Origin of the sequence: Micromonospora sp. M71_S20, assembly GCF_003664255.1 — a bacterium.
GTDB lineage: Bacteria > Actinomycetota > Actinomycetes > Mycobacteriales > Micromonosporaceae > Micromonospora.
This window is the reverse complement of the sequence record NZ_RCCV01000004.1, coordinates 635,011-647,042: the sequence shown is the minus strand read 5'-3', so window position 1 is coordinate 647,042 and position 12,032 is coordinate 635,011. Positions and strand designations below refer to the sequence as shown.

The following is a 12,032-nucleotide window of genomic DNA, read 5'->3' as shown; positions in this document are numbered from 1 at the left end:
CACCGAATCCAGGAGGGAACGAATGGAAGAGCACGTCCTTGCCGCCGTCGAGCGGGCGACGACCCGCCCGCCGGAGCGCTACGACACCATCACCGTCCGACCGATCTCTCCGGTCATCGGTGCGGAGGTCTCCGGCCTCGACCTCGCCACCGAACTGTCGGACGGGCAGCTGGCCGAGGTCAGGCGCGCCTTCCTCGCCCACCACGTGCTGGTCTTCCGCGACCAGGTGCTCACCGCCGAGGACCACAAGCGCTTCGCCGGCCACTTCGGCGAGCTGCGCCGGCAGCCCCTCGCCGAACTCGACGGCGGCGACCCCGCCGTGCTCGAGATCAGCGCCGGCCGGGAGTCGCGGTTCGTGGCCGGCGAGGACTGGCACACCGACGGCACGGCCGAGGCCGAGCCGTCGCTGGGCTCGATGCTCTACGTCACCAGGACGCCGGAGATCGGCGTCGGCGGCGACACCCTCTGGGCGAACATGCACCTGGCGTACGAGATGCTCTCCCCGCCGATGCGGGCCTTCCTCGACGGGCTGACGGCGATCCACGACGGCCTGATCCCGTGGCAGGGTCACACCCCGCCGCCGGAGTACGTCGTGCCGAAGAGCGAGCACCCCGTCGTCGTACGGCACCCGGAGACCGGCCGCAAGCTGCTCTTCGTCAACGCCGGCTTCACCTCGCACATCGTGCAGCTCTCCCGCCAGGAGAGCCGGGCGGTGCTGGACATGCTCTTCGGCTGGGTCGCCCAGCAGCCGATCCTGAGCTGCCGGGTCCGCTGGACGCCGAACACGCTGGTGTTCTGGGACAACCGCTGCACCCAGCACCACGCCGTGTGGGACTACTACCCGCACTCCCGCTACGGCCAGCGGGTGACCGTCAACGGCAGCCGGCCGGTGGGGTAGCCGGTCGGGCCGTCCCCGGCCGGTGGGATAGCCGGTCTCGGGCCGACCCCGGCCGGTGGAGCGCCGGCCGGATCAGCTCGCCCGCCGGTGGAGACGTCGGCCGGTGGAGACGCTGGCCGGTGGAGACGTCGGCCGGTGGACGTGGCGGCCGGTGGACGCGTCGGTCAGGCGCGCACGATCTGCTCGGTGTAGGCCCAGTCGTCGTCGAGGGCGGCGTCGCGTTCGTCGGTCAGGCCGGTCAGGTCCGCGCCCGCGACGCGGCCGGCGCCCGCGATCCGGTCCCGCAGGATCCGGGCCGTGACGACGGCGGCCCTGGTGCCCTGGGCGGTGACCGGGTCCAGGTGGTAGCCGGCGTCGCCGACCAGGCACCAGCCCGGCCCGCTCATCGGCCGGCGCAGCATGCGCATCCGGCCCGCGCCGCCGATCGACGTGGTCCGGCGGCCGGCGGCGACGGCCGGGCCGAGCAGCGGATCGTCGCGCACCATCCGCTCGAACGAGCGCGCGGGGTGCCGGCCGGTCTCGTCGATCAGGCTCTGGTGCAGGTCGAGCGCGACGCACCACTGCTTGTCGCCGCAGGGCGTCGAGATGAGGACGCTGCGGTCCTGCAACGAGAAGTAGGAGCGGTCGGTGGGCAGCGGCAGGTTCTCGTAGTAGGCCAGCAGCGCGAACCACGGTGACTCGACGACCCGGTAGGCGGTCGCCCCCACGCGTTCCGCGTTGCGCGACAGCCGGCCGTCCGCCAGCACCAGCAGGTCACAGGTGACCTCGCTGTCGACGGAACCGTGCCGGACGGTCACGCCGCGTACCCTGCCCGCGTCGACGGTGAGGTCCCGCACCCGGGCCGGGCGCCGCACGGTGACGTTGCCCCGGCCGCGCGCCGCGGCCAGCAGCGCCGGGTCCAGCACCTCGCGCGGCACGCTCATCCGGTACGAGTACGCGTCCTCGCGCGGGTAGACCCGCTCGACGACGTCCTCGCCGATGCGCTGGGTGTCGCCGTAGGTGCGCGGGGCGCCGCAGGCCAGGACCGTGTCCAGCAGGCCGAGCTCGGCCCAGGCGAGGTTGCCGGACCGGTCCCAGGTGGACTGCTGCGGCCAGAACGCGGTGGGCCGCGAGGCGTCGAGGACGAGGACCCGCTCCGCGTACGGCGCGAGCGCCCACGCGGTGCACGCTCCGGCGATCCGGCCGCCGACGACGACGACCTCCCAGTGGCCGGTGATCACGCCGGCACCGACCCGGCACGGTGCTGCTCCGGCGGGCTCCCGAGGTCGTCACGCGACACGACTCAGTCTCCCATCCGGACCCGACCCCGGGGAAGGGAGCAGCCCGGCGAGGGGCGCGTCCTCGCGGGCGGCGGGGCCGACGTCGCGCGCCGGCCCCCGCAGCCGCCGCAACTGCGGAAACCGGCGAAGGGATCTTCTTATTACTGGCCGATTACCCAAGACCATTAAATTCACCCAGGTCAGCGGGCTCCCGTCTGGACGTGGGGTGAACTATGAACAGTCGAACGATCGCGCGCCCGGAGCCCAGACTCGAGGTCCGGGACCTCGGGTGGCGGCAGCTGTGGGCAGGCGCCCGGTTGCTCGCCCAGGCGTACGAGAACGGCGCCATCTGGGCCGCCGCCGGCTCGCTCCCCCGGTGGCAGCGCAGGTCCGCGCTGACCGCGCTGTACCTGGCCGAGCTGGTGATCGCCCAGCTGATGAGCTCGGGCATCACCCTCGCCGCGTACCGCGCCGACCGGCTCGACGGGATCCTCGTCCTCTACGGCGACGAGCGCACGACGCCGTGGTGGGGATGGGCGCTGCGCTCGGTGGCGTGCCTGTTGGCCGGGCCGCGGGCCGTGACGGAGGCGGTGCGGATCTCCAACGCGCTCGACCGGATGCGCCCCAGCAGCCCGCACGTGTGGTTCGCGGTGCTCGGCCGGCGGGTCGACTCGGTCGGTGTCGGCTACGTCCTCATGCGCGCCGGCCAGAAGCGGGCCGAGGCCCTCGGCCTGCCCGGCTACCTGGAGACCTCGGCCGGCCCGGAGCAGGTGCAGATCAACGAGATGCTCGGGTGGACCTCCGTGGACGAGTACGTGCTGAGCACCGGAAGCGTCATCAAGACCATGTGGCGCGACAACCCGGCGCGGTCATGACGGCGGCCGGACTGTGCCGGGGGCTGGACACGCTCTACGCGGTCCCGCCGGAGCACCGGCTCGACGACGTCGACCGCGCCTCGGCGAGACAGGTCCTCGGCTGCGACGACCACACGCTCTCCACGTTGCTCGACCGCGGGCTGCCAGCCAGCGGTGACCCGGGCGAGGAGCGGTTCGACTCGCGCGACCTGTTCAACCTGGCGCTGTACTCCGGCACCGGCACGACGGTGCCGGAGCAGGCCTTCGCCTACTCGCTCCGGTGGATGCGCTCGTCGACCGAGGAGCTGCTCGCGCCCCGCGCCTCCCGGTTCGCGCTGCGCATCGCGTGTGCCGCCGACACGTGCGGCCCGCGGCCGACCAGCACGCTGGCCCTGCCGCGCCCCGAACGCTGCGGCGGCGCGGTGCGCGACCTGACGGTCGAGGACGCCGACGGCACCGCCGGGCCGAGCGGCGACCCCGGCGACACCGTCACCCGTACGGCGTCGCAGCTCGCCGTCACCGCCACCGTCCACACCCGCGGCGAGCTGGCCGAGCTGCGCTCCCCGGAGCTGCGCGCGATCGCCGCCGAGTTCGCCGCCATGGACCTGCGCTGGGTCAAGCTGCCCGAGGCCCTGCAGAACGACGTCGACCTGGTGACCACGCACGGCGTGGCGAGCTGCGACTCGGCGAGCCGGTACCTGGCTCAGCTCTGCCGCCGGGCCGGCATCCCGGCGGTCACCCGGATCGGCTGGGTGGTCGGCATGCTCGACCTGGTCCACGCCTGGGTCGAGGTCGAGGACGCCGACGGGGCGACCAAGGTCATCGACCCGGTCTTCGCGCTGTTCTCCGCCACCGTGCGCGACACCAATCCGCTGCTGCGCGATCCGGCCGTCGCACTGCGCACCAACCGGCTCATCCCGACCGGCCTGTCCACCGGACGGGCCGTGGCCGAACACCGGTGCGCCGACGAACCGACGGCGGCCCGGCTCACCACGAAGATCCTCCCCGCACCGACACGCCCCCAGGAGGGGTCATGAGTACGACCGAGACGGTTCCGGAGTTCCTCACCACGTTCCTGCGCGCCAGATGTCCGGACATCGACTCGGTCGGGCTCGACGACGACCTCGTGGACACGGGCGTCCTGAACTCGATGCACTTCGTCGAGCTGCTCTACCTGATCGAGGCGGAACTGGGCACGGAGATCTCCCTCGACGAGGTGAGCACGGACGACTTCCGCACCATCTCCCGGATCACGCGACGTTTCTTCACCCCGGGGCAGGGCCTCGGCGCGACACCCAAGGAGTAGCAATGTTGGAGACCCGCGTCCGCGAGGTGGTCGCCTCGGTGTTCGGTGTCGCACCGGACGAGCTGCCCGAGCAGCTGGATCCGGACACCGTCCCGGGCTGGACCTCGCTGCGCCAGATCCAGCTCATGATGGCGCTCGAGAACGCGTTCGGCATCGAGATCGACCCGAACCTGCTGCCGGCCCTCGCGTCCGGCCCGGCGATCGTGCGGTACCTCGAGGAGACGCTGGCGGTCCCGGAAGGGACGGGCCGATGACGGCGTACCACCCGCAGTTGCGCACGGTGCACGACGTCGTCGCATTCCACGCCGGGCAGCGGCCCGACCACCCGGCGGTGCACTGCGAGGACCGTTCGGTCAGCTACGCGCAGCTGCACCGGTCGAGCAACCGGACGGCGCACGCCCTGCGGCGCGCCGGGGTCACGGCCGGGCACCGCGTCGCCTACCTCGGCAAGGAGTCCGAGCACTACTACGACGTCCTGTTCGCCTGCGCCAAGACCGGCACCGTGCTGGTCCCCATCAACTGGCGGCTGCGCGCCGGCGAGATCCGCCACATCATGCGCGACTCCGGCAGCACGGTCCTCTTCTGCGACGAGGACCTCCTGGACACCGTCGACACGCTGCGGCCGGACCTGCCCGAGCTGCGCGAGGTCGTGCCGCTGGCCGGCTTCACCGGCTGGCAGGCCGACGAGGACGGCGACCTGGACCCGTCCTGGACCGAGGAGCAGCCCCTGGCCCAGGTGTACACCAGCGGCACGACGGGCAACCCCAAGGGGGTCGTGCTGGCCCACCGCAGCTTCTTCGCGGTGCGGGACGCGCTCGCCTCCGAGGGCCTGGACTGGATCGACTGGCGGCCGGACGACGTGAGCCTGATCGGCATCCCGGGGTTCCACATCGGTGGGCTCTGGTGGTCGATCCAGGGCTTCAGCGCCGGCATCACCAACGTGTCGGTCCGGGTGTTCGCCGGGCACGAGGCGGTCCGCCTCATCCGGCGGCACGGCGTCACCACTGCGTGCGTCGTGCCGGCCCAGCTGCAGATGATGCTGGCGCCGCCCCGGCCGAAGCGGGAGGACTTCGTCTCGCTGCGCAAGATCGTCTACGGCGGGTCGCCGATCTCCGAAGCGCTGCTCGGCCGCAGCATCGAGATGTTCGACTGCGAGTTCGCGCAGATCTACGGCCTGTCCGAGAGCGGCAACACCGCCGTCTGCCTGCCGCCGTCGGAGCACGTCGTCGGCGGGCCGCGCATGCAGGCGGCCGGTCGGCCGTACCCGGGTTTCGGCGTGAAGATCGTCGACGGTACGGGCCGGGTGCTGCCGCCGTACGAGGTCGGCGAGATCTGCCTGTCGACCCCGGCTCGGATGATCGAGTACCGGGGCCTGCCCGAGGCCACCGCCGCGACCCTGGTCGACGGCTGGCTGCACACCGGCGACGCCGGCTACCTGGACGACGAGGGCTTCCTGTTCGTCCGCGACCGGATCAAGGACACGATCATCGTGGCCGGCGAGAACGTCTACCCGGCGGAGATCGAGAACGCGGTCTGCGCGTACCCGGGCGTGGTCGAGGCCGCCGCCGTCGCCGTGCCGCACGAGCACTGGGGCGAGGTCGTGCACTGCTTCGTGGTGACCCACCCCGACCAGCCCGCGACCGCCCGCGATCTCACCCCGTTCCTGCGGGGACGGATCGCCGACTTCAAGATCCCGGCGAGCTTCGAGTTCGTCGACCAGCTGCCCCGCAACCCCAGCGGAAAGCTCCTCCGGCGGGAGCTGCGCGAGAGGTTCTGGCAGCACCTCGACCGGCGCGTGGCCTGAGCGCCGGCGCGGTCCCCGTCCGGCCCCCAAACACCCACCCTTCGTGCAAAGGCGGATCCATGCACATTTTCCTGCGACACAACAGCGACCGGATCGCGCTGTCGACAGGCAGCCCCAACCGGCTCTCGCTCGGCTACTCCGAGGACCCGCGAGCGGTGGCGAGCCGGCTCCCCCGACGCGGTGCCGACGAGCCGAAGAACGTGCTCCTGCTGGGCGCGAACGGATACGTCGGCATGCACATGCTGCGTGAGCTCCTCGGCGACGCCCGGGTGGCGACGGTCTACGCCCTGGTGCGCCGCAAGGGCGACAAGTCCGGCGAGGACCGCATCGCGCGGCAGCTGCGCAAGTACAAGATGGAGCTGCCCGACACCGGGAAGCTGTCGGTCCTGGAGGGCAGCTACCTGGAGCCGGCGATGGGGCTCGACCCCGCCGCCCACGACGAACTGCTCGCCGAGGTCGACGTGGTCATCGACGCCGCGGGGGCGACGACCCACGACTACCCCTACGCCCGGTACCGCCAGGAGAAGGTCCTGCCGACGCTCCGGCTCGCCGAGTTCTGCCTGCAGCAGCGGTTCAAGACGCTGCACGTCATCGGCTCGGTCGGCAGCGAGGTCTATCAGCAGCGGCGCGACTTCTACCGCAACAGCTTCTTCTACACGGGCTACAGCAGGATGAAGTGGGTCGTCAAGCACCTCAGCCTGCGGGCGAACCGCGACGGCGTGCCCATCCACATCTACCAGGCGCCGTTCGCGCTGGGCGGCGCGCCCACCGGGTTCAAGGACCCCGGTATGGAGTACTCGTTCTGGAACATGATCTCGCACATGCTGCAGCTGGGCCTGATCTGGGACTCGGAGGTCACCAGCCCGATCGTCGCCGGCGACGTGCTGGCCCGGTCGGTCGTGGACAACGCGTTGTCGGACGCTCCCCGGGCGATCAGCTACCCGGTGACCCCGGCGACCACCCGCGAGGTCGCCGAGCGGTTCGACCTGAAGCTGGTGCCGTGGCAGGAGTTCCGGCGCGAACTGCTCCGGCAACACCGGTTCCGGCTGGGCCAGATCGACTGGTCGAAGCCGATCACCAGCATCCGGCGCGGCCGGCAGCAGTCCAAGTTCGTGCGCTCGCTGTTCCCGCGGTCGTTCCACACGCTGCTGAGCAACATCCACCACGCCGCCGCCAACCCGACGATCGTGCGGCTCGACACCGACCTGCCGTCGATCGACGTCCTGGTCAACAACGCCAGGCGGATCCGCAAGCTCGGCAAGTACCTGCCCGAGGAGACGGTGGCTCCCGTCGCCGGCGCGGCGTCGGTCCCCGCTCCGCCACCCGCCGCCGAGCCGGCCCCCGGCGAGCCGGTGGCCGTCGGAGCCGTCTGACCCTTCTTCTCGCCCGACCGCGCCCCGGCCGACCCGGCACCGTCCAGGTCGGCCGGGGTCAGGCGCGCGGGCGGGCCCAGCCCGGCGTCCAGGCCTCGGCCACGGTGGCCCTCCGCGCCGCCACCAGGTGCCGGCGAAGGGCGGTGAGGCTGGGGTGCCGGTTGCCCGCGCGGCGTACGAACGAGTGGGGGTAGACCGGCGTCGGGCCGTGCAGCGGGATGCGGCGCAGGTCATGGGTGGCCGGCCAGATGTACCGGTCGCCGGTGCCCACGAGGGTCGCCAGGTCGGTGGAGTCGGCGATCGCGTCGAGCAGCGCCTCGGTGCCGAAGTTCGGGCCGATCGCGTCGATCCTCAGGTCGAAGGCTGCGGTGAGCTCGTCGTAGTAGGCGGCCCACTCGGTGCCCCGCCGGATGCCCGGGATCCAGATGCGGTGCCCGGCCAGGTCGGCCGGGGTCAGCGACCGGGCGGCGGCGAGCGGGTGGGACGGCCCGACGAGCAGTTGCAGCGGGTCGTCCAGGGCCCGTTCGACCACGATTCCGTCGGGTAGCGCGCGGTCCGGTACGGGCACGGCCCGGAAGGTCGCGTCGATCTCCCCGGCGCGGACCGCCTCGATGGCCGTCGCGGCGTTGGCGTCCGACAGCGTGACGACGTCCAACTCGATCGCCGGGTGCGCCCGGTGGAAGTCCCGCAGTGCCACGGCCGGGGCGATGCGGCGGTTCAGGACGTCCACGCGCAGCGCGCGTTCGCCCGGCCGGACCGAGGCGGCAGCCCGTTCGGCCGCTCGGAGCAGTTCGCGGGCGTGCGGAAGGAACGCCTGCCCGTCGAGGGTGAGCCGGGCGCCGCGGGCGGTACGGGCGAAGAGGGTGACGCCAAGGTCGCGTTCGAGGTTGGCGACGCGCTTGGAGACGGCCTGCTGCGTGATCCGCAGGTCGACGGCGGCTTCCTGGAACTGTCCCGCGTCGACGACGGCGACGAAGGTGCGCACGGCCTCGATGTCCACGCCCGGGATCGTACGACCCACAAACGTCGGTTGTGGCTCGCCGGCACGTCCGTTGTTGGACGCCAGCTCACCCGCCCTGGTCGAATCCCTGCCGTCAACGATCGGTTGTGACGGGGAGGGGCAGCATCGTGCCGCAGCGGTTGGGACGGTCGTTCGGGTGGTTGTGGTCGGCGTACGCGGCGAGCACCGTGGGCACCTGGCTGGGGTTCGGGGCGTTCCCGCTGATCGCGATCCAGGTGCTCGACGCCGGCCCGGCCGCGGTCTCCGCCCTGGCCGCGGCGGGCCTGGCGGTGGGTGCGGTGCTGGCCCTCCCGCTTGGCCCGTGGGTCGAGCGGCAGCGCCGGAAGCCCGTCATGGTCGCCACGGACGTCGTCCGGTTCGCGGCTCTGCTGAGCATCCCGGTCGCGTTCGGACTCGGGGTGCTGAGCTACACCCAGTTGCTGGTCGTCTCCGTGCTGGGTGCGGCGGCGAACATCGCGTTCAGTTCCGCGAGCGGGGCCTTCGTCAAGTCCGTCGTGCGCCCCGAGCAGTTGCTGGTCGCCAACGGACGCTTCGAGTCGACCACCTGGACGGCCACCGCCGTGGGGCCGACCCTGGGCGGGGCCGCCGTCAGTCTGCTGGGGCCCGTCGTCACCGTCATCGCCAACGCGGTCGGCTTCCTGCTGTCGGCGCTCGCGATCGGCATGATCCGTGAGCACGAGCCGCGCCCGGCGCACCGGACGGCGACCCGGCTGCGCGGCGCGGACCTGGTGGCGGGGTGGCGGTTCATCCTCGCCGACCGTGAGCTGCGCCCGATGTTCGCGAACACCGTAACCGTCAACGCGCTGATCATGGCGACCGAGCCGCTGTTGGCCGTGCTGCTCCTGGGCGACCTGGGCTGGCCCGCCTGGCAGTACGGCCTGGCGTTCGGGCTCCCCTGCGTCGGCGGCTTCATCGGCGCCCAGCTCGCCCCGCGGCTGGCGGCCCGGCACGGACGCCGCCGGGTCCTGCTGGTCTCGGGCGCGCTGCGCGCGGTGTGGCCGGTCGGCCTGTTCTTCGTCATGTCGGGCACGGCCGGCGTCGTCCTGGTGATCGCCGTCGAGCTGGCGCTGATCACCTGCATGGGTGTGTTCAATCCGCTGTTCGCGACCGGGCGACTCGAGCGCGTACCGGCCGAGAGGATCGGCCGCGTACTGGTCGCCTGGAACGTCACGGGCACCGGGGCGATCGCGGTGCTGACCGCGCTGTGGGGCGTCCTCGCCGCGGTCGCCGGGGTACGCGCCGCGATCGGCGTCGCCGGCGTACTGCTCCTGGCCACCCCGCTCCTGCTCCTCCGCACGGGCACGAGGACGCCGGTCGGCGAACCCGCGCAGCCGACCGTGGGCACTGCGGCGTGACCGGCGCCGGACCAGGGCGCGTGGCGGCCATTCGACCGTTCAATGCTTTGACGCGTCCGAATGCGTCATACCGGTTACGGAGTCGCTGCCGGGCGTGCAGGAACGGGAATACTCAAAGGCCACCCGAGGCCATACGCCAGGCCGTGCACGAATGGCCCACCCGCGACCCATCGAGGGGGAATCCCTTCCCGCCGGTCGGCTTTGCCCGCCCGGGGACCCGCGATTCGGCCCACCACCCCGAAGGAGCGCTCGCCCAAGGCGAAGGACCACCACAGCGCCCTGACCAACCGCCCGCGCGGCGGCACGCCGAACCCGGCCGAGGTCCGGCGGCACGCCCCGGCGAGCGCTCGTCAGCGGGATCGACTTCGCCCGGAACGAGGGCGCCACCTGCGCGGACGCTCGCGTCGGGTGCCCTGATCCGGCACGCCGGATCAGGGCACCCGACCGCGGCTCGGCGGTCCCGTCGCCCCGGCCGCGAACGCCGGCGCCCCGGTCGCTGCCGGCCCTGGAGGTCGCCTCGCATCTCCATTGATTCTCGCTGTAAGACGGTGGCAGAGCGACCGCCGACCCCTTGGCAGGAGGTCGACGCATTCGCTACCTTCTCTATTGCCGCAAGCGGGAACGGATGAGGGGAGTTGTCGTGACGGTGCGCCGCTCGGAGAATGTTTCCGAATTTCTCTTCCGGGGCCTCCGAAAGCTCGCCGCAGTCGACTTTCCTACCTCCTCCGCCCGACCGATCCGCATCCTGACTGCGTTGCCGCGGCACTGAGGTTCCCCCGAACGCCCGTCTCGGACGCAGCGGAGACGGTTCCGTCCAGGGGTGCACGAGTCCACCGCGCCCGAGAGGAGGTACACGCCATGGCCTTCGACATCGTGATCGTCGAGACGAACGAAGTTGTGCTGAACCACGGGGCCGTCTGACGCGCCCGGTGCCGGACCCGCATGCGGGTCCGGCACCATTCCGTCTGTCGTGCTTCGTCGTCGAAAGGGCATCGGAATGCGGGTACGTCGCCGCGACCAGCTCGTCTGCCGCTGGGACAGCGACGCGCTGATGGTCGCCCTGCCCGGTCAACGCCGGTGGCTGCGGGTCACCCCCGACCTGCTGAACCTGCTGCAGAGGTTGGACGACTTCACCGACGTCGACGAGATCGCCGCCCAGTTCCCAGGCGAGGCCGCCGACGCCGCCACCCAGGCGGTCCACAAGCTCCGCGACGCCGGCATCCTCGTCGCCGACACCGACGACGCCGGCACCCCGCCCGTCTGGCAGCACTGGGGCCCCATCGCGTCCCGCATGCACACCGAGGCGCGCGACGCCAACTACCTCGTGGATTCGCCGCAACGCGACGCCACCGCCACGCAGATCGCGGCCGACGGTGCACCTCCGGCGCCGTTCAAGCGGTATCCGGACGCCCCGGCGGTGCACCTTCCCCGACGCACCCTGCCGCTGCGTACGCCCGTCGAGGAGGTGTTCGCCGCCCGGCGCACCCACCGCGCGTTCGCCGGCACCCCGGTCGGCATCGACGCGCTCGCCACCGTGCTGTCCTGCACCTTCGCGCCCCAGCGATTCCTCGACGGCGGCGCGTTCGGCCCGCAGCAGGGACGCATCAGCGCCTCCGCCGGTGGCCGGCACGAGGTCGAGTGCTACGTGGCCGTCTACGACGTCACCGGCGTCCCGGCCGGCCTCTACCACTACGCGCCCGAGGTGCACCGCCTGGAACTCCTCGACGCCACCGTCGACCGCGAGCGCATCGCCGCCCTGGCCTACGAGCAGGAACCCTCCTACCAGGGGGCCTTCACCTGCCTCACCACCACCGTCGCCGCCCGCCTGTCCTGGAAGTACCGGCACCCCCGGGCCTACCGGCTGTGGATGTTCGACGCCGGCCACTACGGCCAGACCTTCGCGCTGACCTGCACCGCGCTCGGCCTGGCGCCGTTCCAGACCGTGGCGTTCCACGACAGCGGCGTGGAGGCGATGCTCGGCGTGGATCCCGACCACGAGTTCGCCACCTACCTGCTCTCCGCCGGCAATCCCGCGCCCGATGACGGCACCGGCCCCACCGGGCCGGGATACCCACCGCCGGCGCGCCTGGCCGCCAGCGCGCACCGGTCACCGGCCGACCCGCCCACCGGCCGGGAACAGCTCGGATGAGCCCGACCGGTCG

11 protein-coding genes are annotated in these 12,032 nt (G+C 72.3%); 9 read left to right on the top strand and 2 right to left on the bottom strand.

Annotation, left to right across the window (positions count from 1 at the left end; translation table 11 throughout):
* Window positions 1–22 precede the first annotated feature (22 nt).
* A complete protein-coding gene (locus tag DER29_RS31860; protein ID WP_121401315.1) occupies window positions 23–898 on the top strand; it encodes a TauD/TfdA family dioxygenase in 876 nt (291 codons plus the stop codon).
* A gap of 164 nt (window positions 899–1,062) precedes the next feature.
* Here the strand turns inward: DER29_RS31860 and DER29_RS31855 are convergent, their stop codons facing one another.
* Window positions 1,063–2,118 (bottom strand): NAD(P)/FAD-dependent oxidoreductase, encoded by a 1,056-nt coding sequence (locus DER29_RS31855; protein WP_121401314.1) that lies wholly within the window; start codon window positions 2,116–2,118, stop codon window positions 1,063–1,065.
* A gap of 272 nt (window positions 2,119–2,390) precedes the next feature.
* Here DER29_RS31855 and DER29_RS31850 point away from each other — a divergent pair, with 272 nt between their 5' ends.
* Genes DER29_RS31850 through DER29_RS31825 form a run of 6 tightly spaced genes read left to right on the top strand, consistent with a single transcriptional unit; the run spans window position 2,391 to window position 7,494 of the window.
* A complete protein-coding gene (locus DER29_RS31850) occupies window positions 2,391–3,032 on the top strand; it encodes a hypothetical protein (RefSeq protein ID WP_121401313.1) in 642 nt (213 codons plus the stop codon).
* Window positions 3,005–4,048: a transglutaminase domain-containing protein gene (locus DER29_RS31845; protein ID WP_121401312.1), complete on the top strand. Its 1,044-nt coding sequence runs from the start codon at window positions 3,005–3,007 to the stop codon at window positions 4,046–4,048. The genes DER29_RS31850 and DER29_RS31845 overlap by 28 nt, the downstream gene beginning before the upstream one ends.
* A complete protein-coding gene (locus tag DER29_RS31840) occupies window positions 4,045–4,317 on the top strand; it encodes an acyl carrier protein (protein WP_121401311.1) in 273 nt (90 codons plus the stop codon). Before DER29_RS31845 ends, DER29_RS31840 begins: the two co-directional genes overlap by 4 nt.
* A 2-nt stretch (window positions 4,318–4,319) precedes the next feature.
* Complete coding sequence (locus tag DER29_RS31835; RefSeq protein WP_121401310.1) at window positions 4,320–4,571, top strand: acyl carrier protein; 252 nt, start codon at window positions 4,320–4,322, stop codon at window positions 4,569–4,571.
* Window positions 4,568–6,121 carry a long-chain-fatty-acid--CoA ligase gene (locus DER29_RS31830; protein WP_121401309.1) on the top strand — a complete coding sequence of 518 codons (1,554 nt, stop codon included), beginning with the start codon at window positions 4,568–4,570 and terminating at the stop codon, window positions 6,119–6,121. Before DER29_RS31835 ends, DER29_RS31830 begins: the two co-directional genes overlap by 4 nt.
* A 59-nt stretch (window positions 6,122–6,180) precedes the next feature.
* Window positions 6,181–7,494, top strand: a complete 1,314-nt coding sequence (locus tag DER29_RS31825) for an SDR family oxidoreductase (protein WP_121401308.1) — start codon at window positions 6,181–6,183, stop codon at window positions 7,492–7,494.
* A gap of 58 nt (window positions 7,495–7,552) precedes the next feature.
* Here DER29_RS31825 and DER29_RS31820 read toward each other — a convergent pair whose 3' ends face one another.
* The gene (locus tag DER29_RS31820; RefSeq protein ID WP_121401307.1) at window positions 7,553–8,494 is read right to left on the bottom strand and encodes a LysR family transcriptional regulator; all 942 of its coding nucleotides are present in this window, start codon (window positions 8,492–8,494) and stop codon (window positions 7,553–7,555) included.
* A 128-nt stretch (window positions 8,495–8,622) separates the two neighbouring features.
* On the opposite strand from DER29_RS31820, the gene DER29_RS31815 reads away from it, so the two are divergent.
* Window positions 8,623–9,870, top strand: coding sequence for an MFS transporter (locus DER29_RS31815; protein WP_199729634.1), 1,248 nt, complete (start codon window positions 8,623–8,625; stop codon window positions 9,868–9,870).
* A gap of 997 nt (window positions 9,871–10,867) precedes the next feature.
* Window positions 10,868–12,019: a SagB/ThcOx family dehydrogenase gene (locus DER29_RS36145; protein WP_121401306.1), complete on the top strand. Its 1,152-nt coding sequence runs from the start codon at window positions 10,868–10,870 to the stop codon at window positions 12,017–12,019.
* Window positions 12,020–12,032: the final 13 nt, after the last annotated feature.